23 protein-coding genes are annotated in these 26221 nt (G+C 67.9%); 4 read left to right on the top strand and 19 right to left on the bottom strand.

The window, feature by feature from the left end; all coding sequences use genetic code 11:
* Positions 1–144 precede the first annotated feature (144 nt).
* Complete coding sequence (gene folK, locus ACVOK1_RS14420; protein WP_481562465.1) at positions 145–630, bottom strand: 2-amino-4-hydroxy-6-hydroxymethyldihydropteridine diphosphokinase; 486 nt, start codon at positions 628–630, stop codon at positions 145–147.
* Positions 631–725: 95 nt separating this feature from the next.
* Here folK and ACVOK1_RS14415 point away from each other — a divergent pair, with 95 nt between their 5' ends.
* The gene (locus tag ACVOK1_RS14415) at positions 726–1475 is read left to right on the top strand and encodes a proteasome-type protease (RefSeq protein ID WP_313204896.1); all 750 of its coding nucleotides are present in this window, start codon (positions 726–728) and stop codon (positions 1473–1475) included.
* A 66-nt stretch (positions 1476–1541) separates the two neighbouring features.
* Here ACVOK1_RS14415 and ACVOK1_RS14410 read toward each other — a convergent pair whose 3' ends face one another.
* The 4 genes from ACVOK1_RS14410 to ACVOK1_RS14395 form a co-directional block, all read right to left on the bottom strand.
* Positions 1542–3053: an ATP-binding protein gene (locus ACVOK1_RS14410; protein ID WP_333628350.1), complete on the bottom strand. Its 1512-nt coding sequence runs from the start codon at positions 3051–3053 to the stop codon at positions 1542–1544.
* Between the two features lie 4 nt (positions 3054–3057).
* Positions 3058–3498, bottom strand: coding sequence for a response regulator (locus tag ACVOK1_RS14405; protein ID WP_481562464.1), 441 nt, complete (start codon positions 3496–3498; stop codon positions 3058–3060).
* The gene (locus ACVOK1_RS14400) at positions 3495–5309 is read right to left on the bottom strand and encodes a sensor histidine kinase (RefSeq protein ID WP_481562463.1); all 1815 of its coding nucleotides are present in this window, start codon (positions 5307–5309) and stop codon (positions 3495–3497) included. Before ACVOK1_RS14400 ends, ACVOK1_RS14405 begins: the two co-directional genes overlap by 4 nt.
* Positions 5310–5437: 128 nt before the next feature.
* Positions 5438–5809 (bottom strand): BON domain-containing protein, encoded by a 372-nt coding sequence (locus ACVOK1_RS14395; protein WP_108770022.1) that lies wholly within the window; start codon positions 5807–5809, stop codon positions 5438–5440.
* 171 nt (positions 5810–5980) lie between these two features.
* On the opposite strand from ACVOK1_RS14395, the gene ACVOK1_RS14390 reads away from it, so the two are divergent.
* Both ACVOK1_RS14390 and ACVOK1_RS14385 read left to right on the top strand, forming a co-directional pair.
* Positions 5981–7024: an oxidoreductase gene (locus ACVOK1_RS14390; protein WP_481562462.1), complete on the top strand. Its 1044-nt coding sequence runs from the start codon at positions 5981–5983 to the stop codon at positions 7022–7024.
* Positions 7025–7484: 460 nt separating this feature from the next.
* A complete protein-coding gene (locus ACVOK1_RS14385) occupies positions 7485–7820 on the top strand; it encodes a hypothetical protein (protein WP_481562461.1) in 336 nt (111 codons plus the stop codon).
* A gap of 177 nt (positions 7821–7997) precedes the next feature.
* On the opposite strand, the gene gnd is transcribed toward ACVOK1_RS14385, so the two are convergent.
* The 7 genes from gnd to ACVOK1_RS14350 all read right to left on the bottom strand — a co-directional run bounded on the left by gnd (position 7998) and on the right by ACVOK1_RS14350 (position 15513).
* Positions 7998–8903: a phosphogluconate dehydrogenase (NAD(+)-dependent, decarboxylating) gene (gene gnd / locus ACVOK1_RS14380; protein WP_481562460.1), complete on the bottom strand. Its 906-nt coding sequence runs from the start codon at positions 8901–8903 to the stop codon at positions 7998–8000.
* A 10-nt stretch (positions 8904–8913) separates the two neighbouring features.
* A complete protein-coding gene (locus ACVOK1_RS14375) occupies positions 8914–10167 on the bottom strand; it encodes a hypothetical protein (RefSeq protein WP_481562459.1) in 1254 nt (417 codons plus the stop codon).
* 2 nt (positions 10168–10169) lie between these two features.
* A complete protein-coding gene (locus ACVOK1_RS14370; RefSeq protein WP_481562458.1) occupies positions 10170–10850 on the bottom strand; it encodes a DUF2242 domain-containing protein in 681 nt (226 codons plus the stop codon).
* A 180-nt stretch (positions 10851–11030) separates the two neighbouring features.
* A complete protein-coding gene (locus ACVOK1_RS14365; protein ID WP_481562457.1) occupies positions 11031–13208 on the bottom strand; it encodes a carboxy terminal-processing peptidase in 2178 nt (725 codons plus the stop codon).
* A gap of 299 nt (positions 13209–13507) precedes the next feature.
* A complete protein-coding gene (gene lipA, locus ACVOK1_RS14360) occupies positions 13508–14518 on the bottom strand; it encodes a lipoyl synthase (RefSeq protein WP_108770029.1) in 1011 nt (336 codons plus the stop codon).
* 18 nt (positions 14519–14536) lie between these two features.
* Positions 14537–15247 (bottom strand): lipoyl(octanoyl) transferase LipB, encoded by a 711-nt coding sequence (gene lipB / locus ACVOK1_RS14355; protein ID WP_079223387.1) that lies wholly within the window; start codon positions 15245–15247, stop codon positions 14537–14539.
* Complete coding sequence (locus tag ACVOK1_RS14350; RefSeq protein WP_150453134.1) at positions 15235–15513, bottom strand: YbeD family protein; 279 nt, start codon at positions 15511–15513, stop codon at positions 15235–15237. The genes lipB and ACVOK1_RS14350 overlap by 13 nt, the downstream gene beginning before the upstream one ends.
* A 259-nt stretch (positions 15514–15772) precedes the next feature.
* Between ACVOK1_RS14350 and ACVOK1_RS14345 the strand changes: the two genes are divergently transcribed.
* On the top strand, positions 15773–16834 hold the full coding sequence (locus tag ACVOK1_RS14345) for a lipid A deacylase LpxR family protein (protein ID WP_234456122.1): 1062 nt from the start codon (positions 15773–15775) through the stop codon (positions 16832–16834).
* Positions 16835–16959: 125 nt separating this feature from the next.
* Here the strand turns inward: ACVOK1_RS14345 and ACVOK1_RS14340 are convergent, their stop codons facing one another.
* The 7 genes from ACVOK1_RS14340 to mreD form a co-directional block, all read right to left on the bottom strand.
* Positions 16960–18177 carry a D-alanyl-D-alanine carboxypeptidase family protein gene (locus tag ACVOK1_RS14340; protein WP_079223392.1) on the bottom strand — a complete coding sequence of 406 codons (1218 nt, stop codon included), beginning with the start codon at positions 18175–18177 and terminating at the stop codon, positions 16960–16962.
* Between the two features lie 98 nt (positions 18178–18275).
* Positions 18276–19550, bottom strand: coding sequence for a septal ring lytic transglycosylase RlpA family protein (locus ACVOK1_RS14335; protein ID WP_200753164.1), 1275 nt, complete (start codon positions 19548–19550; stop codon positions 18276–18278).
* A complete protein-coding gene (gene mltB, locus ACVOK1_RS14330) occupies positions 19547–20695 on the bottom strand; it encodes a lytic murein transglycosylase B (protein WP_108770034.1) in 1149 nt (382 codons plus the stop codon). Before mltB ends, ACVOK1_RS14335 begins: the two co-directional genes overlap by 4 nt.
* 534 nt (positions 20696–21229) lie before the next feature.
* The gene (rodA, locus tag ACVOK1_RS14325) at positions 21230–22330 is read right to left on the bottom strand and encodes a rod shape-determining protein RodA (RefSeq protein WP_481562456.1); all 1101 of its coding nucleotides are present in this window, start codon (positions 22328–22330) and stop codon (positions 21230–21232) included.
* Positions 22331–22439: 109 nt separating this feature from the next.
* Entirely contained in the window at positions 22440–23552 is a 1113-nt protein-coding gene (gene rodA, locus ACVOK1_RS14320; protein WP_108770036.1) for a rod shape-determining protein RodA, read from the bottom strand.
* The gene (gene mrdA, locus ACVOK1_RS14315; protein ID WP_481562455.1) at positions 23549–25630 is read right to left on the bottom strand and encodes a penicillin-binding protein 2; all 2082 of its coding nucleotides are present in this window, start codon (positions 25628–25630) and stop codon (positions 23549–23551) included. Before mrdA ends, rodA (ACVOK1_RS14320) begins: the two co-directional genes overlap by 4 nt.
* Before the next feature lie 3 nt (positions 25631–25633).
* A complete protein-coding gene (gene mreD, locus ACVOK1_RS14310; RefSeq protein ID WP_079223400.1) occupies positions 25634–26119 on the bottom strand; it encodes a rod shape-determining protein MreD in 486 nt (161 codons plus the stop codon).
* Between the last annotated feature and the right edge of the window lie 102 nt (positions 26120–26221).

Genomic DNA, 26221 nt, shown 5'->3' with positions numbered 1-26221 from the left:
TTTCGCCTCGGGGGCCCCCGCCCCTACCCCCCGCCCTAACCCCCCCCGGCGCTGCTGGGGGCGGTGTTTTGCTATTTTATTGGCGCGCCCCGACCGGCCCCAACTACCTTATGTCCCGCCGGGGCCCCGACAACAACAACCCCATCATTCCAGGTCCACGACCTCGAACGCTTCGCCATGCTGCTTGTGCGCGCGCCACAGCGTGGCCAGATCGTGGCCGCTCACCGGATCGATGAAGTCCGGGGCGATGTCCGCCAGCGGCTTCAGTACGAAGGCATGCTTCAGCTCCGGTCGCGGGATGCGCAGGTGGCCGGGGCCCTCCACCACCAGGTCGCCGTAGAACACCACGTCGATATCCAGCGTACGGTCGGAGAAGCGCGGCCCGCTGCGGTCGCGGCCGTGCGCGTCTTCCAGCGCGTGCAGCCAGTCGTCCAGTTCCTGCAGCGGCAGATCGGTCTCGATCGCCACGCCGTTGTTGAGGAAGGCCGGGCCATCGAAGCCGACCGCGGCCGTGCGGTAGGCCGGTGATACCCGCAGCGCGCCGAAACGCTCGCGCAGGGCCGTCACCGCGGCGTGGAGGTAGCGGCGCGGCTGGACGTTGCTGCCCAGGCTCAGGAGCACGGTGGTCATGCGGTTCCGGTGACGGCGTTCAGGGGGGTGGGGTGGGCATGCCATCGTCACGGCGGCCTGCCTACAATCCGGGACGCACATGATAGGACACCCACATGACCTATTGCGTTGGAATCGAGGTGGACGAAGGCCTGGTCTTCGCCGCCGACACCCGGACCAATGCCGCGCTGGACGATGTCCGCGTGCACCGCAAGCTGCACGTGTTCGAGTACCCCGGCGAGGCGACCTTCGTATTGATGGCCGCCGGCAACCTGGCCACCACCCAGCTGCTGGTCTCGCGCCTGCAGCGTGATGCCGCCGAAGCGCGCACGCCCAACCTGCGGCAGATGACCCACCTGTTCGAAGCCGCCGCCTACGTGGGTGGGCTGCTGGTGGACAGCCAGGTGAAGTGCCAGCACACCGAACACGGCCACGACGGCGTCAACACGCAGGCCACGCTGATCTTCGGCGGGCAGATCGCCGGCGAGCAGCCGGGCCTGTACATGGTCTACCCGCTGGGGAATGCCATTGCCGCCTCACCGGAGACGCCGTACCTGCAGATCGGTGAATCCAAGTACGGCAAGCCTATCCTCGACCGCATCCTGGGCCCGGCCACGCGGCTGGAAGATGCCGCGCGCACGGCGCTGCTGTCGCTGGACTCGACCATCCGTTCCAACCTGTCGGTGGGCCTGCCGATCGACATGGTGATGCTGCGCAAGGGCGAACTGCAGGTGGGCCAGCAGCTGCGCTTCACCGCCGATTCGCCGCTGTATGCCGACATCCACAACAACTGGTCACGGCGGCTGGAGCAGGCAGTGGCAAGCCTGCCGCGGTTCCCGTGGGAAGCGCCCGGCACCGACGCATGAAACCCGCCGGGCATGGCGCTTCGTTCGCCTTGATCCGGTAGTGCCGGCCGCTGGCCGGCAGCCCCTTCAACCCAGTGCTTCAGCCACCGCGCGGAACACCTGCTGCATCTGCAGCGGCTTGCGCAGCACATGCACGTCGATGCCCGCCGGGAAGGCGCTGGTGTCCAGCTCCACCGCGGCCTCTTCCAGTACCAGCGCCGGGCCGGCGTAGCCCAGCGTGGCCATCTCGCCCAGCAGCTGGCTGGCCGGCAGCAGCCGCGAGCCGGCATCGGCAATGACCAGCGCCGGCATGGCTTCCTGCTGCATCCAGCGCAGCGCGGCCGGGCCGTCGGAAGCCAGCTGCAGCTGGTAGCCCTGGCTCGACAGCGCATTGCCCAGCAGCGACAGGCGCGTGGCTTCGCCATCGACCACCAGGATCGACTGGCCACTGCCCAGCGCCACCAGCTGTTCGACCGGCTCACCGCCCTCGGCCAGCTCATGCATCGGCAGCCGCAGTTCGAACCGCGTGCCCTGCCCCAGCTGGCTGCTGACATGGATGCTGCCACCGGCACCTTCGACGATGCGCTTGCAGGAAATCAGGCCCAGCCCGGTGCCGTCGGCCTTGGTGGTGAAGAACGGATTGAACAGGTGCGACAGCGTGTCGGCATCCATGCCGATGCCTTCGTCGTCGACCACGATGCGCAGCCAGTCCACGCCCTCGCGTTCGCCGGCATGTTCGGCGGTCAGGCTCAGGCGCCCGCCCTGCGGCATCGCCTGGATCGCGTTGAGCGCCAGGTTCAGCAGCACCTGCTGCAGTTCGGTGTAGTTGGCGTCGACCACCAGCCCTTCGTCCTGCACCTCCAGCTCGAGGTTCACCGCCTCGGGCACGTTGCTGCGCAACAGCAGCGCCACGGCCTGGAACAGATCATCGATGAAGATGCGCTCGCTGGGATTGCGCGAGCCACGCACGAAGGACAGCATCGATTCGGCCATCTCGTGGCCACGGCGGCCGCACTCGGCGATGACATCGGCCAGGTGATGCAGCTGCGGGTCTTCGGTACGCGCCTTCAGCAGGTCCGGCATGATCAGCAGCGGCTGCAGGATGTTGCGCAGGTCATGGCTGAGGCCGGCGGCAAGCAGCGAGAGGCTCTCCAGCCGCTGCGCGCGCATCAGCTCGGTTTCCACGCGCAGGCGCTCCACCGCGCTGCGCGCATCACGCACCGCGCGCGCCACCGCCGACGGCAGGCGCGCCGGGTGGTGCTTGATGATGTAGTCGTTGGCGCCCTTCTGCAGGGCCTCCACCGCGTTCTCCTCGCCCATCGTGCCGGAGACGAAGATGAAGGGAACATCCGGTGCGGCCTCGCGCACGATGCGCAGCGCTTCGTCACCGGAGAAACCCGGCATGCTCAGGTCCGAGAGCACGATGTCCGGGGCGAAGCTGGCCAGCGCCTGGCGCAGCTCGGGGCCGCTCTCCACGCGCTCGAAACGGGCGTCCAGGCCCGCGTCGAGCATCTGTTCGGACATCAGCTCGGCATCTTCCGGTGAATCTTCCACCAGCAGGATGCGCAGCGCCCCGAGGGCCGGACCGGTCAAGGGCATGGCCTTACTCGACGTCCGGTGCCTGGTTGATCAGCGCCCAGAACTTGCCCAGGGTCTGCACCGCGCCGAAGAACTGATCCACGTCCACCGGCTTCACCACGTAGGCGTTCACGCCCATGTCCCAGCTGCGCGCCAGGTCGCTTTCCTCGCGCGAGGACGACAGGATGACCACCGGCAGCCGCTTCAGTTCGTCGTGCTCGCGGATCTGCCGCAGCACTTCCAGGCCGTCCATGCGCGGCATCTTGATGTCCAGCAGCAGCACCGCCGGCAGGCCCTCTTCGCGGCTGGCCCAGGCACCGCGACGCAGCAGGTAGTCCATCACTTCCACGCCGTCCTCTACGTGCACGATGGGGTTGGCCAGGCGGGCCTCCTGCAGTGCATCGATGGCCATTTCAGCGTCGGCCGGGCTGTCTTCGGCCAGGAGGATGGTGCGCAGCGTCGTCATGCGGAAGACCCTTGGTTGACTGCATCCAGTGCCGGAGGCAGATAGAAATGGAAGGTGGCGCCGGCGTCGGGCGCGGCTTCGGCCCAGATGCGGCCGCCATGGCGGGTCAGCACGCGGCGCACGCTGGCCAGGCCGATGCCGGTGCCGGGGTAGTCACTGGCCTTGTGCAGGCGCTGGAACACGCCGAACAGCTTGCCGGCGTAGGCCATGTCAAAGCCTGCACCATTGTCGCTGACCGTGAACTGATGGCCGCCATCGGCCTGCTGCTGGTAGTCCACGCGGATCTGCGCCGGGTCACGGTTGCCCGAGTACTTCACCGCGTTGCCGAGCAGGTTCATCCACACTTGGCGCATCATGTTCTCGTCGGCCACCACGATCGGCAGCGGTGCGATGTTCCACTCCACGTGGTGGGCCACACCGCTGCTTTCGGCATCGGTCTTCAGGTTGGCATCGAGCATGGCCCGCGTGTCGGCCACCAGCGTCTGCATGTCCACCGCCTGCTGGCGCATCGCCGCGCGGCCCAGCCGCGAATAGACCAGCAGGTCGTCGATCAGCGCCGCCATGCGCCGCGCCGAACCGGAGATCACATCCAGGTAGTGATGGCTCTTCTCGTCGGCGCCCTCGCCCAGGTGCCGCGACAGCTTGTCGGAGAAACCGGCGACGTGGCGCAGCGGCGCGCGCAGGTCGTGCGACACCGAATAGCTGAAGGCCTCCAGCTCGCGGTTGACCTCCGAGACCTGGGCCACCTTGCCTTCCAGCTGGCGGTTCAGTTCTTCCACGCGCCACTGCACGGCGCGCTGCACGGTCACGTCGCTCACCGTCATCAACACCACTTCATCATCGGTGTCGGGCAGCGGCATGCGCCGCGCGTTGATGAGCATGTAGCGCACCGTGCCGTCGGTGCGCTGTTCGTGTTCGAAGTCCCACAGTTCGCGCCCACGCAGCAGCACGTCGGACAGCCGCTGGCGCACCACCGGATCCTGCCACGCGCCTTCGCCGACATCGGCCAGCAGCGTGCCGTCGGCACGTTCGTCCTGCAGCCCGTACAGTTCGGCGAACGCCGGGTTGTGCAGCTGCACGCGCAGGTCGCGGTCGAGCAGCACGATGGGCTCGCGCACGGTCTGCAGCACCGAGGCGGCACGCGCGGCCGCGCGCAGCGACTGCCGCTCGGCCTGCAGGCGGCGGCCGATCTGCCGCTGCAGCAGCCACAGCACCAGGCCCAGCAGGCACAGCTGTACCACCAGCGAGCTCCACGACACCAGCTCGGTCTGCCTGCGCTGGCGCGCCGCCTGTTCGGCACGCGCCGCCAGCAGCTTCTGTTCGCTGGCCTGCAGTTCTTCCACCAGGCCACGGATCGGGTAGCGCGTGCTCAGGTCCTGCACCAGCTCGCGCTGGTCGGTGTTGGGTTCCGAGCGCGCCAGCTGGCGGGCCAGCGCCATGCGCCCTTCCAGCATCGACTCGATGCGGCCGATGCGGATCAGCTGGTCGGGGTTGTCGCGGGTCATCCGGGCCAGCTCGGTCAGCCGCCCGGGAATGTCATTGGCCTTGGCCATGCGCTCGCGCAGGCCGGGCGCATCCACGCCCTTGGACAGGGTCAGCGCCGCCGACTCGACGTCGCGCACGTCGGCCTGCAGCTGCTGCAGGGCCACGCCTACCGCCTGCGTGTGGCTGACCCAGGCCATCGCCTGTTCGTTGTCCTGCTGCAGCTGACGCAGGGTCAGCCAGGGGACGATGATGATCGCAGCAGCAGCGAGTGCCAGGGCAGGCAGCCGCCAACGGTCCCAGATGTCATCACTGAACACCAGCGCCATGATCCATCGTCAACGAAGCGATGCCGCCAATATAGCGCAGCCGTTCACTCCGGGAGAATCGGGCAGAGGCAGCACGACAAGGGCGCCCCTCGCGGGACGCCCCTGTCCACTTCAAGCGAGCGCCGGGATCAGCGCTTGGCGGCGGCGTTGACCTTCAGCGCGGCCGAATCGACGCGGGTCACGCCCTTGATGCCCTTGGCGGTGGTGACGGCCTTGTCCTTCTCGGCCTGGGTGGCAACGGTGCCGCTGAGGCTGACCACACCGTTGACCGTTTCCACCTTCACTTCGGTGCCCGGGACATTGCTGCTGGCCAGCAGGTCGGCCTTCACCTTGGTGGTGATCCAGCTGTCGGTCACCGGCTCGTTGGAGTCGTGGCGATCGGCGTGGGTCATCGCAGCGTGGTCGGCCTTCGGCGGGTCCTTGGCCATGACGGCCGAAGAAGACAGGGCCAGGCCCAGGGTGAGGGACGAAGCAATCAGGGTACGGGTCAGGTTGCTCATCGTGCGGTGCTCCTTCTGGATGTGCTGCCAGTCTGGACAGGTGCCTGTGTTGCACGCGTCGGGCCGGGGTCACGCTGCCGTGAATCCGCGAAAGGCAACGGTAACCGTTCAGTTTTGCCTCGCCCGTAACCACGTTCTACGCTTTGTCTCCCCCACCCTGCGGAGCCGTCCATGCGCCCCGACCTGCAACTGGCCCTGATCGGCTACGGCCTGGCCGGCCGTGTCTTCCACGCCCCGCTCATCCAGCACACGCCCGGGCTGGCCCTGCACAGCATCGTCAGTTCGCAGCGCGACACGCTGCTGCGCAGCTTCAGCGATGTGCATGTGCGCGCCACCGCGCAGGAGGTGTTTGATGACCCCGCCGTGGACGCGGTGGTGATCGCCACGCCGAACGAGCAGCACGCGCCGCTGGCGATTGCCGCATTGGCCGCCGGCAAGCACGTGCTGGTCGACAAGCCGTTCGCGCTGGACGTGGCCGAAGCGGAAACGGTGCTGGCCGCCGCGCGCGATGCCGGGCGCATCGCCACGGTGTTCCAGAACCGGCGCTTCGATGCGGATTTCCTCACCCTGCAGGCGCTGCTGGCCGAGGGCACGCTGGGCGAGGTGGCCGAATGCCATGCGCATTTCGACCGCTACCGGCCGCAGGTGCGCGATCGCTGGCGCGAACAGGAAGGACCCGGCAGCGGCCTGTGGTACGACCTCGGCCCGCACCTGCTGGACCAGATGCTGGTGCTGTTCGGATGGCCGCAGGCGATCGACGCCGATCTGGCGGTGCAGCGCGAAGGCGGCAGCGGCGTCGACTATTTCCATGCGGTGCTGCATTACCCACGGCATCGCGCGATCGTGCATGCCGGTTCGCTGGTGGCGGCGCCGACGCCGCATTTCGCGGTGCATGGCCGCGACGGCAGCTGGGTCAAGCACGGCCTGGACGTGCAGGAAGCGCAGCTGCGCCGTGGCGTGGCACCGGGCGCGCCCGGCTGGGGCATCGACCCGCGGCATGGCGAGCTGCGGCGCTGTGATGCGGAGGACAACGTGCAGCGCACGACGGTGGACAACCAGCCGGGCGACTACCGTCGGCTGTATGCGCAGTTTGCGGCGGCGATGCGTGGCGAGGGCGAGCCGACGGTGAGTGCGGAGCAGGCGCTGCAGCTGATGCGGTTGCTGGAGGCGGGGAGGGTGAGTGCGCGCGAGGGACGGCGGGTGGTGTTGGGGTGATCGGCAGGGCTGCGCCCTGCACCTGCCGAAGCCGAAGCAACGTCAAAAGCTGGCTTTCCGTGGGATGGCGAGGTGGGTCCGGTTGAGGGGGACGCCGTAAACCCCCCTCCGGGGTCCGGCCCAGCCGCTGGCGGCTGTGCGTTCGGGCGCTTGCGAAGCAGGGCTTCGCAATCAAAGCGCCCTCACCCATGGGGGCTTGGTCGCGGCATCCATGCCGCTCACACCCCCTCAACCGGACCCACCCCGCCTTCGACAGTTTCCTGCGGCTGTTGGAACCTGCTGCTGTTGGTGGATGCTGTTGGTGGATGCTGTTGGTGGGTGCCGACCGTTGGTCGGCACGGGGTTGGACCTGGTAGGTGTCGACCTTGGTCGACACAGTAGAGCCACGCCATGCGTGGATGCTTTGGTCACGAGGAGTGGGACTGCGAAAATATCCCGACCGGAATACAGAGGAGACGCCATGAGGGCCGAAGCAACTGAGATTGACCATGTCGTCAGCGACGATGACGGCCTTTCCTATATCTATGTGACGTGGGGAGAACAAGGAAGCTATATCGACATCACGAAGTCAGATGACGAAGATGGAATTTACTGTGAACTGTTCGATCAATCGAACGGAAGAACACTAAAAACCATTACATATAAGCTGTGCGAGCAGTTGCTGACTATTTCCGTAAAGAGCCCGGAATCACTCGCACCACACCTCGCTCTGACGCAGATCCAGCTTGACCTTGCGGGAGTCGAATATGACAACGCAGAACTGAGCGAAACCCTGGATCTCATATTTTCAAGCTGATGACGCGGCATCGGAATCGACGCACATTCTGCTCACTCCAGCCAGTCGCGGGCAGAGTCCGCTCCACAGCTTTCCAGCATGTTCGATCAAACTCGCAGCGCCACCTTGGCGGCTCCCGTCGGCGCCATGGGGTCAGAGCCCTTTCCTGCGGAAAGGGATCCGACCCCGTTTTGAGGCTTACGACTTCTTGATGGCGTGGCCGCCGAATTCGTTGCGCATCGCCGAGAGCAGGCGGTCGGTGAACGAATTGGATTCGCGCGAGCGTAGGCGTTCCAGCAGCGACAGGGTGATCACCGGCGCGGGCACGTCCAGGGCAATCGCTTCGGCGACGGTCCAGCGGCCTTCGCCGGAATCCTCGACGTACGGGGCGATGCCATCCAGCGACGGATTGCGCTTGAGTGCTTCGGTGCTCAGGTCCAGCAGCCACGAACGCACCACGCTGCCGTGGCGCCAGACTTCGGCCACCTGGGCCAGGTCCAGTTCCATCTCCTGCTTGCGCTCCATCAGCGCGAAGCCTTCGGCATAGGCCTGCATCATTCCGTACTCGATGCCGTTGTGGACCATCTTGGTGAAGTGGCCGGCGCCGGACGGGCCGACACGGCCCCAGCCGCGGTCTTCGGCCGGGGCCAGGGTGCGCAGCAGCGGCGCGACCTGGTCAACCACCGACGCTTCGCCACCAACCATCAGGCTGTAGCCTTCCTGCAGGCCCCAGACGCCACCGCTGGTGCCGCAGTCGACGTAGCCCAGGTCATCCTCGGCCAGCGCCTTGGCGCGGCGGATCGAGTCCTGGTAGTTGGAGTTGCCGCCGTCGATGACGATATCGCCTTCGGCCAGGTGCGGGGTCAGCTGGCCCAGGGTCTGGTCGACGGTCTCGCCGGCCGGCACCATCAGCCACACCACGCGCGGCACCGGCAGTGCGGCAACCGCCGCGGCCAGCGAATCGACAACCTCCAGGCCGGCTTCGGCGGCGCGCTGGCGGGCGCTTTCGCCCGGGTCGTAGCCGACCACGCGGTGGCCGCCGCGATGCAGGCGTTGGGCCATGTTGGCGCCCATGCGGCCGAGGCCGATCATTGCAATGTCCATTGTTTCACCTTCAGTTGGGGTCTAGGGTCAGGCTGCCTGGCCGGCCGGTCGCCGCGCAGTGGCGCAGCTGCGCCTCGCGCCAACGCCGAAAGAGCGTGGTATGCAGATTGTGCAACGCCAGGTCGATGGAAAACGACGTGCGTGGGTTGCGGTCGAGCAGGCGGATGATGTGGTAACCGATGGGACGTATACCGCGTGGGTGCACATAGATCACGAACTGCCGGTAGAACGGATCGTCCAGCAGCTGGTCCATGCGCGCCAGCGTGGCCTGGAAACGCGGCTGCAGCTGCGCGCGCAGGCCGGGGTCGCGTTCGTACAACAGGCGTTCGAAGTAACGGCGGCCGAGCCGCGGAATGCCCTGCGCCAGCGTCCAGATCTCGGCGTTGCGCTGGTCGTACCAGGCCAGCCCGCCGTGCGCGGCCAATGCCTGTGCGGCATCTGCACCCACGTCGACGACAATGAAATTCTCGGCCTGGTTGCTCAGGTCGTCCAGCGTGGCGACGTCGCCCACGTGTTCGATGAAACCCGGCACGCCGAGGAAAGCCGTGCGGCCCATCGCCGCGGTGCGCACCGCCTTGCCATCAGCGAAGAACTCACCGGCTTGCGCGCCGAGCAGGATGCTGTCGGTGTCGTGCAGCCCCAGCAAAGTGCCGATCGACAGCTCGGCGGGCGCGAATTCGGCATCGAAGGCGGCATCGCCGTACAGCTCACGCTGGGTGGCCAGCTGCGCGACCTGGCGGCCCACGCCACATTCGGCGCGCACATTGCCGGTGTAGAACGCATCCAGCGCGCGGCTGTTGCCGGCCAGCGGCGTGTAGCCACGTCCGAAGCTGCGGGTGTTCTGCCAGCCCTGCGCAGGCGCGCCGTGTGCGCCGAAACCGATCCAGCCCAGCTGCAGGCCGCTGAAGCGGAATCCGGGGTTGTCCTGCAGCGCCTGCGCCGCGCGTTGCGCCGCTGCGCCCAGCTCGAAGGTGTAGGCGCAGACCGTGGCAGGGTCGTCGAGCAGACGCTGCAACAGGGCCTGCCGCGCGTCGTCGGTCATCGACGCCGGCCAGCGCACCTGAAGGTCGCCGGCCCGCTGCGCAGCCTGCAGCGACGCGCGCGTGCAGACCGGCCCGCCGCGGATGCTCGGCGCTTCAATCGTGGCAGTTTCGAAGCGCCAGCCCAGCCGCTGCAGCAGGCCGTGCGCGCACGCGCCGGTGGCGGCGCTGCCAACGACGGGCCAGCCCAGCAGCAGGGCCAACCCCAGCGCCCTGCCCCTCATCGTCAGCCCTGTTCGGCTGCAGGTTGCGGGACGGGCTCGTCGGGCTTGGGGGTGGCCGGTGCTGCGGGTGCGGGCTCAGGTACAGCCGCTGGCGCCGGCTCCTGCACCGCCGCCGGTTGCGGGGCGGGCGTAGGCGTAGGCGTAGGCTTCGCCGCTGCGGCCGCCGGCAGGTACTGGTGCAGGCGGTCGAAGAAGCGGCGGTAGAAATCGGAATCGGTGATCGTGCTGCTGGCGACCTTCACCAGCGAATCATCGTTGCTGCCGAACGGCAGCGACACCGAGCCCAGCGCACCCACGCCGACGCTGGCCGAGGTAGGACTCTTCTTCAGCGCATAGCGGTCCTGTACGGCGCTGACGAACACCAGCGCCTGCTCGCTGCCGCGGGGTGCGCAGGAAATGCGCAGCACCAGCTGCTCATGGTCGTCCTCGCGCACCTGGAAGTTCTTGTTGCCTTCCACCTGCCCATCGTCGGCACGCGCGATCGCGTAGCCCTGGCTGAGCAGGGTGCGACGCGCCGCTTCACAGGCCTCGGCCGGGCGGCCATCGACGGTGCGCGAGAAGGTGTCGCCCGAATCGAAGGATTCGCGCAGCAGGCTGTTGTCGGCGGCACGGCCACCACAAGCGGCCAGGACCAGGGTACTGGCCACGGCCAGCAGGGACAGCGGAAGACGGGAGGCCCGCATGGGTACTCCTGCGAGAACGGAAGCCCCAAGGGTAGACCCGGGGCCGTGTGCGCCGGGTCGAAGCCCCCGACCCCGTTGCTCCCGGTTCATCGACGCCCACCGGGCATGGCCCGGCGCTACCGGAAAAAAAAACGGGGCCGGCAGTGCCGGCCCCGTGGGGTACTTCACGTCAGCGGCGGGTCAGTCGGCCCAGCGGCCGGCGCCGGTGGACTGCGGCAGCACCTGGGCCGACAGCGGGCGGTCGGTCTCCAGCAGGTTCACCGCATCGGACAGGATCGAGGCCGATTCACGCAGCAGCGGGTCCGGACGCTTCTCGGCGGCCTTTTCGCGGGCGGCATCCTTGACGATGTCGCGCTCGTTGCCGGTCAGGCCGTCATCGCTGCTGTCATCGGCCAGCGGGTCCAGGGCCAGGCCCAGTTCCTTGCGGATGACCTGGCGGTCCTTGCGCTGCTTGTCCTGGCGCTCACGCTCGGCCAGACGGGTGGCTTCGTTGAGCGAGACGTACTTCTTGGCCGCCTCGGTGCGGAACTGCTGCACGTCCTCGTTCCACCACTGGAATTCCTTGTCGGTGGCGATACGGGCTTCGTGGCGCGTTTCCAGCTTCGGCAGCAGCGGCGCGAAGTTGCCGTACTGGGTGTGCGGCACGGCGGCGATGCGGGTCCACGGCAGCGCGTTGTCGTAGGTGCTTTCGCCGAATTGGGTCGCGTCGACGCTGGCCGGGAAGGCCAGGTCCGGCACCACGCCCTTGTGCTGGGTGCTGCTGCCGCTGATGCGGAAGAACTGGGCGATGGTCAGCTTCACCTGGCCGAAGCGCTGGGTCTCGCCACTTGGCCAGCGGTCCAGGTCGACGATGTTCTGCACGGTGCCCTTGCCGAAGCTGGTTTCACCGATGACCAGGCCACGGCCGTAATCCTGGATGGCACCGGCGAAGATCTCCGACGCCGAGGCCGAGCCACGGTTGATCAGCACGGCCAGCGGGCCGTCCCAGGCAACACCCTGGTTGCGGTCGCTGTTGACGGTGACGCGGCCACCGGATTCGCGCACCTGCACCACCGGGCCCTGCTCGATGAACAGGCCGGTCAGTTCGATGGCTTCATCCAGCGAACCACCGCCGTTGTTGCGCAGGTCCAGCACCACGCCGTCCAGCTTGTCGGTCTTGAAGCCGGCCAGCAGCTTGGCGACGTCGCGGGTGGCCGAGGCGTAATCGGCGGCGTTGCGGCGACGGCCTTCGAAATCCTGGTAGAAGGTAGGCAGCTTGATCACGCCCACCTTGCGCTCGGGCTGGCCATCCTTGCCCGGGATGGTCATGGTCTCGCCCTTGGCGGCCTGTTCGGCCAGGCGCACCTTCTGACGGGTCAGCAGCAGGGTGTGGTGCTTGCCGTCCACGCCGTCCTCGGCGGAGATGAACTCCAGGCGGACCTGGGTGTCCTTGGCGCCACGGATCTTGGCCACCACGTCATCGATGCGCCAGCCGATCACATCGTCCACCGGCCCGGACTTGCCCTGGCCGACGCCGACGATGCGGTCGCCCGGCTTCAGGGTGCCGTCCACGGCGGCCGGACCACCGGCGATGATCTCGCGGATCACCACCATGTCGTCCTGGCGCTGCAGCTGCGCGCCGATGCCTTCCAGCGACAGCGACATCGCCTGGTTGAAGTTCTCGGCGGTGCGCGGGGTGAAGTAGTCGGTGTGCGGGTCGACGGCGCTGGTGTAGGCGTTCATGAAGAACTGGAAGACGTCCTCGCCCTTCAGCTCGTTGACGGTCTTTTCCAGCGTCGCGTAACGCTTGTCCAGGGTCTTGCGGATGTCGTCGGACTTCTTGCCGGCCAGCTTCAGGCGCAGCCAGTCGTTCTTCACCGACTTGCGCCACAGCTCATCGAGCTCGGCGTTGCTGGCCGCCCACGGCACGTCCTTGCGGTCGTACTCGAAGCGCTCGTCGGTGGTGAAGTCCGGTTCCTGCTTCAGCAGCTTGCGCGCATAACCGACGCGCTCGCCGACGCGCTGCTTGTAGACGGCGAACACTTCAAAGGCAGGCTCCAGCTCGCCGCCGCGGATGGCGTTGGCGATGCCGGCCTGGAACGGCGCGAAACGGGTCACGTCGGCCTGGGTGAAGTACTGCTTGCCGCCGTCGAGGGTTTCCAGGTAACGCTTGAACACGTCCTTGGAGGTGGCCTCGTCAAGCGCGCGCGGCCGGTAGGCGTAGCGGCTGTCGGACAGCAGGCCGTAGACCAGCTTGGAGGTGGTGACCTGGTCGGCGGTCGCGGCCGCCGGCAGCGCCGGCGAGTCGGCCTTGGCCGCCAGCGCCAGCGGCGCGACCAGCGCCAGGGCCATCAGGAATGCGGGGGCTTTGAATTTCATGAACGTGCTCGAAGGCGCCTTGCCAAGGGGGAGACTGCAGGGTGTTCAGACACCACGACAGTGCCGAAAGTTGCCGTGTTTGTCACCCGGCCGCGTTCGGTGGAAATCCAGCCTAGCGGGGCCGGTGTAGCAAATTGTGAATGCAGGGCAAGGCGTGCGGGCCAACGGTCCGCACCCACCGGGGAAGAGGTCCGCACCCAGCGGTGAGGAGGTCCGCATCCATTGGTAGCGCCGGGCCATGCCCGGCGGAAGCGTGCGGACCAACGGTCCGCACCCACCATGGGAGAGGGCGCTACCGGTCAGGAAACCCCTGCGCCCTTGGCCTGGACGTCGGCGTGGTACGACGAGCGCACCATCGGGCCGGAGGCCACGTGGCTGAAGCCCAGTTCGTAGCCGTAGTCTTCCAGCGCCTTGTAGTCCTCGGGGGTCCAGTACTTCAGCACCGGGTGGTGATGCGCGGTCGGCTGCAGGTACTGGCCGATGGTGATCATGTCCACGTCGTGCGCACGCAGGTCGCGCATGGTGGCCTTGATCTGCTCGAACTCCTCGCCCAGGCCCAGCATGATGCCGCTCTTGGTCGGCACCGACGGGTGCTGCGCCTTGAAGTTCTTCAGCAGGGTCAGCGACCACTGGTAATCCGCACCCGGGCGCACGTTGCGGTACAGGTCCGGTACGGTTTCGATGTTGTGGTTGAACACGTCCGGCGGGTTCTGCGCCAGGATCTCCAGCGCGCGCTCCATGCGGCCCTTGCCACGGAAGTCCGGGGTCAGCACTTCGATGCGGGTGCCCGGCGACTTCTCGCGGATGGCGGTGATGCAGTCGACGAAGTGCTGGGCACCGCCGTCGCGCAGGTCATCGCGGTCGACGCTGGTCACCACCACGTACTTCAGGCCCATGTCGGCCACGGTCTGGCCGAGGGTGGCCGGCTCGTTGGCATCCGGCGGCTTCGGGCGGCCGTGGGCCACGTCGCAGAACGAGCAGCGACGGGTGCAGACCTCGCCCAGGATCATGAAGGTGGCGGTGCCGTGGCTGAAACATTCGTGGATGTTCGGGCAGCTGGCTTCCTCGCACACGGTCACCAGGCGGTTCTCGCGCAGCTTGGCCTTCAGGTTCTGCACGGCATTGCCCGAAGGAATGCGCACGCGGATCCAGGACGGCTTGCGCAGCACCGGTGCGTCGGCGAACTGCACCGGCGAACGGTTGATCTTGTCCCCGCCCATCTGCTTGACGCCCACCTGCAGCGGCGCGGCGGACGGAAGCTCGGCCTGCACGATCTGCAGGGGAATGGTGCGGGCGGTGGTCTCAGTCATGGCAGTTCCGGGGGGCGGTCAGGCGGCCGCAGAAAGATCGGGCAGTTCGGGCGTGGGCTGCAGCAGAAGGCCAAACTGGCGGGCCAGATGGTCCAGCAGCACCGGCTTGACGGCGTCCATCCCGGACGGGCCTCCCAAGTCTACCACCGAGGTCACCTGCAGCCCCTGGTAGCCACAGGGGTTGATGCGGTGGAAGGGTTCCAGGTCCATCGACACATTGAAGGCCAGACCGTGGAAGGTGCAGCCGCGGCGGACGCGGATGCCGAGGGCGGCGATCTTCGCATCGCCCACGTAGACGCCCGGCGCACCGTCACGGCGCTCGGCACCGATGTTCCATTCGCCGAGGGTGTCGATCAGAGCCTGTTCGATGCGGCAGACATAGTCGCGCACGCCGATGCCCAGCCGCGGCAGGCGCAGCAGCGGGTAGACCACGATCTGGCCCGGGCCGTGGTAGGTCACCTGGCCGCCGCGGTCGACGTGCAGCACCGGGATATCGCCCGGCGCCAGCACATGTTCGTCCTTGCCGGCCTGGCCGAGGGTGAACACCGGATCGTGTTCGACCACCCACAGTTCGTCGGCGTCGTCGTCGGTACGCTGATCGGTGAAGCGCTGCATGGCGCGCCAGACCGGTTCATAGGCCTGGCGACCGAGGTCGCGCACCACCGCAGGGCGGGCCGGACGCTGCCCGGGGGCAGGCTCGGCCGCGCAGCTGGTGGCTACACCGTCCACTTCACTTCCGGGTGGTCACGCAGGGCCTGGTGGGCCACGTCGTACTGCTCGCGGTTCTCGGCCCGGAATACCAGGCGCACCGAGACGTACTTGCCGTTGGACGAATGCTTCCAGCTGATGCGCTCGTTCACCACGTCGACGCCAGCGGAGATCAGCAGGCGGGGGAGTTCTTGTTCCAGACCGCGGTTGGCCGGGCCCATCGCGCTGAGCTCGAACTGACCGGGGAACTGGAAGCCGTGTTCGGGGTTGTCGGACTTGATTTCCATGGACCCATTATCGGGCCGCAGGGCAACAAACCCAAGAGTATTCATCAACGTCAAACGGCGCACGGGCAGGCTGCTGCGTTGCAGGCTGCGGACCGGTTCAGCCTGCGCCGGAGCGGCGACCGGTTTTGCTGGGAGGACAAGTGCGTTTTACGGAACAGACAAGTGAAGGCGGACGGCTCGTTCCGTCACGGGGACGGGAGTAGTCTGTTGTTGCATAAACCGACCTTCACACGCCAACGACCCGATGATCATTCCATCCATGCGTACAGCCGCCACCCTCGGCCTGACCGGCCTGCTGGCGGCCGCCGCCCTGCCCCTCACTGCCCATGCCGCCCAGCAGTGCGGCCCGGATGCGATGCGCGAACACCCGCCGCAGGTCAATTTCCGTGTCGACAACGACCTGTTCGGCGCCAAGGACCAGGACCAGGGCTATACCAACGGCGCCCAGCTGACCCTGGTCTCGCCCAACCTGGTGGACTACACCGATGATCCCTGCCTGCCGCGGCTGGCCCGCTGGGTGAACCGCCACCTCGAGCGCCTGCACCCGGGTGAGTTCGAGCAGCAGAACATGATCTTCAGCCTCGGCCAGGGCATCTATACGCCCACCGACTTCACCCGCAAGGACCTGATCGAGGATGACCGGCCGTATGCCGGCGTGCTGGTGGCCAGCTTTGGCTACAACGCCCGCCGTGGCGACCGCCTGCAGACCACCCTGCTGACCCTGGGCGTGGTCGGCCCGTGGGCGCAGGGCAAGCAGGTGCAGAACGCGGTGCACGACCTGCTGGGCGACGAGAAATTCCAGGGCTGGGACAACCAGCTGCACAACGAGCCGGTGGTGATGTACACCCACGAGCGCATGCGCCGCTGGCCGGGCGATGCCAGCGTCAACGCCGGTGGCTGGGGCTGGGATGCGATCAGCCACTACGGCGGCTCGATCGGCAACCTGGAAACCAAGGCCAACTTCGGTGGTGAAGTGCGCTTCGGCTGGAAGCTGCCCGACGACTTCGGCAGCACCCCGCTGCGCCCGGCCGGTGAAAACACCGCGCCGACCCGCGGCGGCAAGCCCAGCGGCTGGTCGTGGCACCTGTTCGCCACCACCGATGCGGCGTGGGTGATCCGCGATATCACCCTGGACGGCAACACCTTCCGCGACAGCCACAGCGTCGACAAGCGCCACGTGGTGGCCTACGGCGGCTACGGCATCGCGGTGATGCGCGGCCGCTGGAAGTTCGCGATGGCGCGCTACCACAGCACCCGCGAGTTCAACGGCCAGCGCGAAGCACCGGTGTTCGGCAGCTTCACCATCAGCCGCTCGATGTAGGTAGGTGCCGACCGTTGGTCGGCACACCGGTTGAACCGCAACGACAGTCGAGCATGGCTCGACTCTACAAAAAGCAAAAAGGCCGGCTTTCGCCGGCCTTTTCATTCACCACGCCGGGGCGTGGATCATTCCGATTCCCACCACATCCAGAAGCTGTCCCACAGGCGCTTGAAGAAGCCGGCCTGTTCGACGGCGGCCACGGCCACCAGCGGGGCTTCGGCCACGACCTTGCCATCCAGGGTCACCTTGACGGTGCCGATCTGCTGGCCGGCGGTGAACGGTGCTTCCAGGGTCTTGGGCACGTCGATGCTCGGCTTCAGGTCGTTGTAGCGACCGCGCGGCACACTCACCAGCATCGGCTGGGCCACGCCCAGCTGCACCTTGTCGGTGGCACCCTTCCACACCTTGTGCTCGGCCACGGCCTTGCCCGGCTCGTACAGGCGGTGGGTTTCGAAGAAGCGGAAGCCCCAGTTGAGCAGGGCCAGGCTGTCATCGGCGCGCTGCTTTTCCGACGAACCACCCAGCACCACGGCGATCAGGCGCTGGTCGCCACGCTGGGCCGAGCTCATCAGGCAGTAGCCGGCTTCGGAGGTGTGGCCGGTCTTGATGCCGTCCACGCTGCCATCGCGCCACAGCAGCAGGTTGCGGTTCGGCTGCTTGATGTTGCCGACCTGGAATTCCTTCACCTTGTTGTAGGCGTAGGTTTCCGGGTAGTCACGCACCATCGCGCGGCCCAGCAGAGCCAGGTCGTAGGCGGTGCTGTGGTGGCCTTCGGCGCTCAGGCCGTGGGCGTTGACGAAGTGCGAGTCCTTCATGCCGATCTTGGCGGCGTAGCTGTTCATCAGCGAAGCAAAGGCTTCCTCGCTGCCGGCCACGTGCTCGGCCAGGGCGATCGCGGCGTCGTTGCCGGACTGGATCGCCATGCCCTTTTCCATGTCCTCCAGGCGCGCGGTCTGGTTGACCGGGAAGCCGCTGTAGCTGCCGTCGGTGCCGGCGCCGCCTTCGCGCCAGGCGCGCTCGCTCATCATCACCTGGTCGTCGGCGCGGACCTTGCCGTTCTTGACCTCGGCGGCGACCACATAGGAGGTCATCACCTTGGTGATGCTGGCCGGGGCCAGCTGTTCATGGACGTTCTCGCCCGCCAGCATCTGGCCGGTGGCGTAATCCATCAGGATCCAGGCCTTGGACGTGCTCGGCACCGGGGCCGGCGGCGTGGCGACGACCGCCGGGGCGGCGGCAGCAGCGGGCGCCGGGGTGGCCGGGGTCGGCAGCGGCGTCTGGGCGGAAGCCAGGCCAACCACCAGGGTGGCGGCCAGGGCGGTGGCGGCGGAACGGAAATTCATTGGACTGCAGGCTCCAGGAGACGGCCAGAATGGAGGGTGGTTCGAACGACCATTGTACGGCCGGTGTGACAGGGGCCGGCAGCACCGGCCCGGGCGGATCAATCCTTCACGATCTGCGGCGAACCCAGGCCGAGACCTGCGATGCGGCCGACAAGTTCCGCGGCGCTGGCATGGTCGCTGGCCGGTACGCGCAGGCGGAACAGGGTACGGCCACCGGCGGCGATGTCGCTGATGGTCGCGCCGACGATGCCGGCGGCGTTGAGCTGGCCCATCGCGCGGGTGGCGTTGTCGCGGCTGGAGAAGCTGGCCACCTGCACCATGACCGCGCCCACCACCTGCTGCGACAGCGTCGGCGACGGGGTGGCGGCCGGCGTGCTGCGGACCGTCGGCGTGCCCGCACGCGGGGCGGCGGCGGCCACGGCCACCGGAGCGGTGGCGGCGCTGCGCACCGGCGCGGCACTCGGCGGCAGGCTGCTGACCGCCACTTCGGGCAGGGCGCTGCTGGCGGCCTGGGTGGTGGCGGGCTGGCCGCGGGCCGGCGTGCCATCGGCGGGCAGGCGCTGGACCAGACGGTCGATATCGCTGGGCGCGGCGGCACGCGTAGCCGCGGCCGGGCGTGCGGCCGCAACGGTCGTGGCAGCTGCAGCGGCTTCGGCCGCACGGCGCTCGCGGCGCGACGGCTTCTGCGCCAGCAGGTTGCCCTCGCCCGGCTGCAGCGCGCGCACTTCGACGTTGCCGGTGCCGCGCTGGGTGATGCCCAGGCGCACGGCGGCGGCGTAGCTGAGGTCGACCACGCGGCCATCGTGGAACGGGCCACGATCGTTGACGCGCACGATCACCGACTCGCCGTTGTCCAGGTTGGTCACGCGGGCGAAGCTGGGCAGCGGCAGCGTCTTGTGCGCGGCGGTGAACTGGTACATGTCGTAGACCTCGCGGTTGGAGGTCAGGCGGCCGTGGAACTTGGCGCCGTAGTACGAGGCGGTGCCGCGCTCGACATAGTCATGGGTGTCGTCGAGCACGTTGTACGACTTGCCCAGCACCACGTAGGGCGATTTGTTGCCGATGACCGAGCGCTCGACCGCAGTCACTTCCGGCTCGGGAATGCAGGCCACGTTCGGCACGTAGCTGGGCGTGGTGTCCTTCACCCCCGGCTTGTACAGGCCGCCGGCGGTGTAGTTGCCGCGGGTGGCGAGGTCCTCGGTCGCGGCCGCATACGGCGAACCGTCCGGGCAGTGCGCTGGGCGCCCGCCCTTGCCCTGCACCACCGTGCTGGGCGCCTTGCCGCCATGGCCGGCACTGGGTTTGTTCGGTGCGCTGCTGCAGGCTGCCAGCGCCAGCACGACGATTCCGGGGACCAGCCATCTGATGTTCATGCCGGGGGCAGCTCCTGTCCGGCAATGGCCTGCGACAACTGGAACACGGCCATCGCGTACATCTTCGAGAGGTTGTAGCGGGTGATCGCGTAGTAGTTCTGGAAGCCCAGCCAGTACTGCTTGCCGGTACTGCCTTCAAGCGTGATCGGCGTGGCGGTGGCACCCGGCTGCACCGGCGCGCTGGGCTGGTAGCCGCGCTGGGCCAGATCGGCCAGCGACCAGGTGGGCATCCACTCGGTCGGATTGAATTCCTCGCGTCCCGGCGCCAGCGTGGCCGGCACCGCCACCTGGCCGCCGCGCACCCAGCCGCCCTTCTTCACGAAGTAGTTGGCGATGGACGAGAACACGTCGTCGTAGCTGGTGAACAGATCGCGGCGGCCATCGCCGTTGCCGTCGACGGCGTAATCCAGATAGCTGGAGGGCATGAACTGGCCCATGCCCATCGCGCCGGCATAGCTGCCCTTGAGGGTGGTGATGTCCAGTTTCTCTTCGCGGCCCAGCTCGAACAGCTTGGCCAGTTCATCGCGGAAGAACAGCTCGCGGCGCACTTCGCGTTCCAGCTTGGCCGGATCGCCGCTGCGCGGGTAATAGAAGGCCAGCGTGTACAGCGCATCGAGCACGCGGTGGCTGCCGGCGTTCTTTCCGTAGCTGGTTTCCACGCCGATGATCGCCACGATCACTTCGGCCGGCACACCGGTGCGCTGCTGCACGCGGTCCAGTTCGGCGCGGTGCTCGGCCAGGAACGCGCGGCCACCATCGATGCGCGCCTTGCTGATGAACATCGGCCGGTATTCGTTCCACGGCTTGACCCGCTCGGCCGGCCGCGACATGGCCGCGATGATCGGCTGGCGCACCTGCGCCTGGTCGAGCACGCGGGCGATCTCGGCCGGCGCCAGGCCATAACGCTTGGCGGTATCGGCGATGAAGTTGGCGCGGGCGGTCTCGAACGGCACCGGGGTCAGGTCAACCGGCGGCGCCGTGGCCGCGGTCGCTTCCGGGGCGGCTTCGGCCGGGCCCTGCTGGGGCTTGCCGGCCGGATGGCGCGGCGTGCTGCTGGCCTGGGGTGAAGTCGGCGGGGACGTCGGCTGGGTCGCGCAAGCGACCAGACCGAGGGTGAGCAAGCAGGCCAGGGAGCGTCGAATCATCGTCGCAGGTTAGCAGGTCATGGATGAATTAAAACCCCTAACACCATGAATCACAACGATTTGCCCGCGTTCAGCGGGAAATGTGAAGGCGTCGTGATTGCCCTGCCCCATTCAGGCAGAGGTTGCCGGTTGCGCCCCCATCCCCGCAGGCGCAACCGGCGACCGGATCCTGTCGATACCTGCGCGGCTGTCGCTCCCCAGTGACAGTGCCCCGCGCTCCCTGTATCCGTTGGATCAGTACAGCTTTCCCGCCCGACGCCCCCTCGCGCTGCATCTTCAGACGGCGCGCCGTGCCGAACGGGCCGCCATTGTGCAGGCCGATTGCGACAAGTCCATTGATCCGGATCAACGCTGCGTCAAAGTGTGAGTTGGTCCGCACTTTTTATGGAACTTCGTCGGCGGGGAGGTTCGGTTGGTGGTGTCTGGCGTGCGCGTCTGCGCTTTGATGTAGCGCCGAGCCCATGCTCGGCTGCTTTTCACACAATGGGGTCAGAGCCCTCCTCTGCGAGGAGGGATCCGACCCCGATTCCGTGGTCAGCCGTAACCAGCGTGTATCGGGTTGTGCACGCGCACTGCCATCACCAGGCCGATCCCCGCCAGCAGCGAAACGGCCGAAGTGCCGCCGTAGCTGACCAGCGGCATCGGGATGCCCACCACCGGCAGCAGGCCGGAAATCATTCCGCCATTCACCAGAACATAGACAAAGAACGCCAGGCCCAGGCTGCCGGCCAGCAAGCGCGCATGCGTGTCGCGCGCGTGCACGGCAATCCACAGGCAGCGCCCGACCACGAACAGGTACAGCGCGAACATCGTCGCCACGCCGATCCAGCCGAACTCTTCGCTCAGCACTGAGAACGCGAAGTCGGTGGTGTACTCGGGCAGGAAATCCAGGGTGGCCTGCGTGCCGTTGCCCCAGCCGCGGCCTTCCCATCCGCCCGAACCAATGGCGATGCGTGACTGCAGGATGTTCCAGCCGGTGCCGAGCGGATCGGCGGCGGGGTCGAGGAAGGTCAGTACGCGATCCTTCTGGTACTGCCGCAGCAGGCCGAACCAGGCCAGCGGCGCGGCCATCGCCACACTGGCCAGGCCGGTCGCCACCCAGCCCCAGTGCAGGCCGGCCAGCAGCAGCGCGAACACGCCGCTGGCTGTCACCAGGGTGGCCGTGCCCAGGTTGGGCTGCAGCAGGATGAGCACCGCGGGGACGCCGATCAGCGCCGCGGCCGTGAGCACCGAGCGTGGCGACGGCGGCAGCGGCTGCCGATACAGGTACCAGGCCATCATCAGCGGCAGGCTGAGTTTGAGCAGCTCGGACGGTTGCAGGTAGAACACGCCCAGGTTGAGCCAGCGTTGGCCGTACTTGCCGGTCCCGATCACGTACACCGCCATCAACGGCAGCATCGACAGCGCGTACAGGGCCGGGGTCCACGCGCGCAGGCGCAGCAGTGACACCCGCGACAGCAGCCACATCGCCACCAGCCCACCGGCAAAGCGCGCGGCCTGCCCGCTGACCGGGCCCGACACGCTGTGCAGCACGGCCAGGCCGGCTGCCATCAACAGCAGCAACGCAACCAGCAGCGGCAGATCGATCGTACGCACCGCCTCGCGGCAGATGCCGAATACACGTTTCCATTGCACCCAGGCAGGGTAGCGGGCGGCGCTTGCGCGAAGCTTTCCGATGCCGCCGGGTCAGCCGCTGGGGTCAGAGCCCTCCTCTGCGAGGAGGGATCCGACCCCGCTTCCGGTATCAGCCGTAGCCGCCGTGCACCGGGTTGTGGCTGCGTACGGCCATTACCAGGCCGAAACCGGCCAGCAGCGAAACCGCCGAGGTGCCGCCGTAGCTGATCAGCGGCATCGGCACGCCCACCACCGGCAGCAGGCCGGAAATCATCCCGCCGTTCACCAGCACGTAGACGAAGAAGGCCAGGCCGGTGGCGCCGGCCAGCAGGCGCGAGTACGAATCGCGCGACTGGCTGGCGATCCACAGGCAGCGCCCGATCACCACCAGGTACAGGGTCAGCACCAGGGCCACGCCCATCCAGCCGAATTCCTCGCTCAGCACCGAGAACGCGAAGTCGGTGGTCTGTTCGGGAATGAAGTTCAGGTGCGACTGCGAGCCCTCGCCCCAGCCCTTGCCATCGAAGCCGCCCGAACCGATCGCGATCTTCGACTGGATGATGTTCCAGCCCGCGCCCAGCGCGTCCATCTCCGGGTCGAGGAACATCATGATGCGGTCCTTCTGGTACGGCCGTAGCAGCCAGAACCAGGCCAGCGGCGCGACCGCGGCCACGCCGCCCACGCCCAGGCCCACCCACCACCACGGCAGGCCGGCCAGCAGCAGCACGAACACGCCACTGGCGGCGATCAGCACGCCGGTACCGAAGTCCGGCTGCAGCATCACCAGGCCGGTCGGCACGCCGATGATGACCATCGCCACCAGCACGGTATTGAAGCGCGGCGGCAGCGGCATGCGGTGCAGGTACCAGGCCACCATCATCGGCAGGCTGACCTTCAGCAGCTCGGCCGGCTGCAGGTAGAAGAACTTCAGGTCCAGCCACTGCCGGCCGTATTTGCCCGTGCCCAGCACGAACACCGCCAGCAGCGGGATCATCGAGATCGCGTAGATGAGCGGGGTCGCCGAGCGGATGCGCAGGATCGGCACGCGCGAAATGCCCCACAGGGCGGCCATGCCGACCACGAAACGCGCGCCCTGCGCCATCACCAGGCTGTCGCCGCCGGCGCTCTTCAGCGTGGCCAGGCCGATCAGCATCAGCGCGCCGAGGGCCAGGCACAGCACCCAGTCCAGGGTGCTGAAGAAGCGGCGCAGCATGTCGCCGGCCCAGCGCAGGAAGTCACTCATCGTGCAGGCTCCGCGGGGGGCGAACGGGGGCTGGCGGGCAACGCGGCGGCGGGTGCGGCAGGTGCCCCCGGGCCCGGGGCGGGCGCCGGTTCCGGCGCGGGCATGCCGACCAGCACCGGGTGTTCGCCCAGCTGCGCGGCGGCGGTGTCGCCGGCCGGACGCGCGTTGGCATCTTCATTGTCGAACGCGGTCACGCCGATGACGGTGGTGCCGCGCTCGGCGTCCAGCGGCTGCATGCCCTCGGGCATCTTGCCCAGCAGGTAGGCGTCGAACACCTTGCGCGCGATCGGCGCGGCGGCCGAACCACCGTAGCCACCGCCTTCGACGGCGATGGCAAGGGCGATGACCGGCTGCTCGACCGGCGCGAAGCCGACGAACAGCGCGCGGTGGCGCAGGTGCATCGGCAGGCTCTTCGGGTTCACTGCGGCCGTGCCCTTGCGGCTGACCACCTGCGCGGTACCGGTCTTGCCGGCCATGACGTACGGCGCGCCCACGGCGATGCGCGCGGCGCTGCCGCCGGGCTGCATCGTGGCCATCATGCCTTCGCGCACGGCCTGCACATTGTTCGGGTTGGGGCTGACCGGCTTGCTCGGGCCCTGCTCGGTGGCGACCCAGTCGTGGTCGAAACCGGCGCGCTGCTGGATGACCAGGTGCGGGGTGCGCAGCTGGCCATTGGCCAGCGCACTGACGCCGCGCGCCAGCTGCAGCGGGGTGACCTTCCAGTCGCCCTGGCCGATGCTGATGTTGACGGTGTCGCCCGGGTACCAGGCTTCCTTGCGGCTTTTGCGCTTGTAGGCCGGCGACGGCAGGATGCCGCCGATCTCGCCGGTCAGGTCGATACCGGTCGGCTGGCCGAAGCCGTAGTACTCCATGTAATGGTCGAAGCGCTCGATGCCCAGGTCCAGCGCCAGCTTGTAGTAATAGGTGTTGACCGACTGCGCGATGGATTTGCGCAGGTCCGTCCAGCCATGGCCGCCGCGGTGCGAATCGCCCCAGCCGCGCGAGGTGCCCGGCAGGTAGAACATGCCGGTGGACAGCACCTTGTCTTCGGGCCGGCGCACACCCGAATCGAGGCCAGCCAGGCCGATCAGCGGCTTCAGAGTGGAACCGGGGGCGACGCCACCCAGCACCAGGCGGTTGAACTGCGGCCGCGACGGGTTGTCGTTCAGCGCCTTGAAATCGGCATGCGAGATGCCGTTGACGAACAGGTTGGGGTCGTACGACGGCAGGCTGACCATCGCCAGCACTTCACCGGTGCGCGGGTCCATCGCCACGGCCGAACCTTCCTGGTCACCGAAGGCGGCCACCAGCGCGCGCTGCAGGTCGGCATCGATGGACAGGCGCAGGTCGGCGCCGGACTGCGCGGCCACCCGGCCGATGGTGCGGATGGCGCGGCCCTGCACGTTGGTCTCGACCTGCTCGTAGCCGACCTTGCCGCGCAGCTGCTGCTCGTAATAGCGCTCCAGGCCCGATTTGCCGATGTGGGTGAGCGCCGCGTTGCCCTCGCCGAGGATCTCCAGATCCTTGTCATCGACCCGGCCGACGTAGCCGATGATGTGCGCGAACAGGTCGCCATAGGGATAGCGACGGGTCAGGTAGGGTTCCAGCTCCACGCCCGGGAAGCGCCAGCGGTCCACCGCGAAGCGCGCCATTTCCTCATCGGTCATGCGCAGCTTGAGGGTGACCGGCAGGAACTTGCGGCGCGCCTTGCGCGATTTGTTGAACGCTTCCAGCTCTTCGGGGCTGATGCTGATGATCTTCGCCAGCCCGTCCAGGGTGGCGTCCATGTCCTTGACCTTGTCCGGGGTCACGTCCAGGCGGAAGGCTGGCACGTTCTCGGCCAGCAGGCGGCCGTTGCGGTCGTAGATCATGCCGCGCCCGGGCACGACCGGCCGCGGCTTGATGCGGTTGGCCTCCGAGCGCGTGGCGTAGATATCGTGGTCCAGCACCTGCAGCTTGAAGTACCAGCCGCCCAGGCCCAGAAGGCAGACCAGCACGCCGAGGAAGCCCAGCGCCGCGCGGCGGCGGAACTGTTCGGCTTCGGCGTGCGGGTTCTTGACCTGGCGACGCGGGATCATGGCTCAGCGCCCGCGCTTGCCGAAACGCACGGCGTCGAGCAGCACGAACACCAGCGGCCACAGGCCCATGCCCAGCAGCGGTGCCCACCAGTACGACCACGGCAGGGTCGGTTCACCCACCAGGATGTGCACCAGCGCGCTGACGATGCGGTCATTGAACAGCAGGCCGCCGATGGCCAGCATCTGCTGCGACATCGGGAAGAAACGGATGCGGGCGCGGAAGCGCTGCAGGATGAAGGCCAGCATCACCAGGCGCATGGCCTGTTCGCCGAGCACGCCGCCATACAGCAGGTCGGCGATGACGCCGCTGGTGAAGGCGATGCCCAGGCCCACGCGCTCGGGGGCCTCGATGACCCAGTACGCCAGCACCAGCGCCAGCCAGTACGGGCGCAGCGGCTGCAGCAGCGCGGGCAGCGGCAGCAGGCCCAGCAGCAGGGCCACGACCAGGCTCGCCGGCAGCACCCAGGGGTTGTCGCGCAGGCGGCTCATCGTGCGGGCTCCTGCGGGGTGGGTGTTTGCGGTTGCGGTTGCCGGCCAGCGGCCGGCACTACCGGGGAGCTGGCTGGGGCAGAGCCCCCCTCTTGTTGAGGG

Source organism: Stenotrophomonas sp. STEN087, assembly GCF_056759115.1.
Note: the sequence above shows the minus strand (reverse complement) of the source record. Positions and strands in the feature narration are given on the sequence as shown.

What these genes read in the sequence shown, in the direction of transcription:
- folK (WP_481562465.1), bottom strand. Translation starts at nt 630, where the DNA reads ATGACCACCGTGCTCCTGAGCCTGGGCAGCAACGTCCAGCCGCGCCGC.
- ACVOK1_RS14415 (WP_313204896.1), top strand. Translation starts at nt 726, where the DNA reads ATGACCTATTGCGTTGGAATCGAGGTGGACGAAGGCCTGGTCTTCGCC.
- ACVOK1_RS14410 (WP_333628350.1), bottom strand. Translation starts at nt 3,053, where the DNA reads ATGCCCTTGACCGGTCCGGCCCTCGGGGCGCTGCGCATCCTGCTGGTG.
- ACVOK1_RS14405 (WP_481562464.1), bottom strand. Translation starts at nt 3,498, where the DNA reads ATGACGACGCTGCGCACCATCCTCCTGGCCGAAGACAGCCCGGCCGAC.
- ACVOK1_RS14400 (WP_481562463.1), bottom strand. Translation starts at nt 5,309, where the DNA reads ATGGCGCTGGTGTTCAGTGATGACATCTGGGACCGTTGGCGGCTGCCT.
- ACVOK1_RS14395 (WP_108770022.1), bottom strand. Translation starts at nt 5,809, where the DNA reads ATGAGCAACCTGACCCGTACCCTGATTGCTTCGTCCCTCACCCTGGGC.
- ACVOK1_RS14390 (WP_481562462.1), top strand. Translation starts at nt 5,981, where the DNA reads ATGCGCCCCGACCTGCAACTGGCCCTGATCGGCTACGGCCTGGCCGGC.
- ACVOK1_RS14385 (WP_481562461.1), top strand. Translation starts at nt 7,485, where the DNA reads ATGAGGGCCGAAGCAACTGAGATTGACCATGTCGTCAGCGACGATGAC.
- gnd (WP_481562460.1), bottom strand. Translation starts at nt 8,903, where the DNA reads ATGGACATTGCAATGATCGGCCTCGGCCGCATGGGCGCCAACATGGCC.
- ACVOK1_RS14375 (WP_481562459.1), bottom strand. Translation starts at nt 10,167, where the DNA reads ATGAGGGGCAGGGCGCTGGGGTTGGCCCTGCTGCTGGGCTGGCCCGTC.
- ACVOK1_RS14370 (WP_481562458.1), bottom strand. Translation starts at nt 10,850, where the DNA reads ATGCGGGCCTCCCGTCTTCCGCTGTCCCTGCTGGCCGTGGCCAGTACC.
- ACVOK1_RS14365 (WP_481562457.1), bottom strand. Translation starts at nt 13,208, where the DNA reads ATGAAATTCAAAGCCCCCGCATTCCTGATGGCCCTGGCGCTGGTCGCG.
- lipA (WP_108770029.1), bottom strand. Translation starts at nt 14,518, where the DNA reads ATGACTGAGACCACCGCCCGCACCATTCCCCTGCAGATCGTGCAGGCC.
- ACVOK1_RS14350 (WP_150453134.1), bottom strand. Translation starts at nt 15,513, where the DNA reads ATGGAAATCAAGTCCGACAACCCCGAACACGGCTTCCAGTTCCCCGGT.
- ACVOK1_RS14345 (WP_234456122.1), top strand. Translation starts at nt 15,773, where the DNA reads ATGCGTACAGCCGCCACCCTCGGCCTGACCGGCCTGCTGGCGGCCGCC.
- ACVOK1_RS14340 (WP_079223392.1), bottom strand. Translation starts at nt 18,177, where the DNA reads ATGAATTTCCGTTCCGCCGCCACCGCCCTGGCCGCCACCCTGGTGGTT.
- ACVOK1_RS14335 (WP_200753164.1), bottom strand. Translation starts at nt 19,550, where the DNA reads ATGAACATCAGATGGCTGGTCCCCGGAATCGTCGTGCTGGCGCTGGCA.
- mltB (WP_108770034.1), bottom strand. Translation starts at nt 20,695, where the DNA reads ATGATTCGACGCTCCCTGGCCTGCTTGCTCACCCTCGGTCTGGTCGCT.
- rodA (WP_108770036.1), bottom strand. Translation starts at nt 23,552, where the DNA reads ATGAGTGACTTCCTGCGCTGGGCCGGCGACATGCTGCGCCGCTTCTTC.
- mrdA (WP_481562455.1), bottom strand. Translation starts at nt 25,630, where the DNA reads ATGATCCCGCGTCGCCAGGTCAAGAACCCGCACGCCGAAGCCGAACAG.
- mreD (WP_079223400.1), bottom strand. Translation starts at nt 26,119, where the DNA reads ATGAGCCGCCTGCGCGACAACCCCTGGGTGCTGCCGGCGAGCCTGGTC.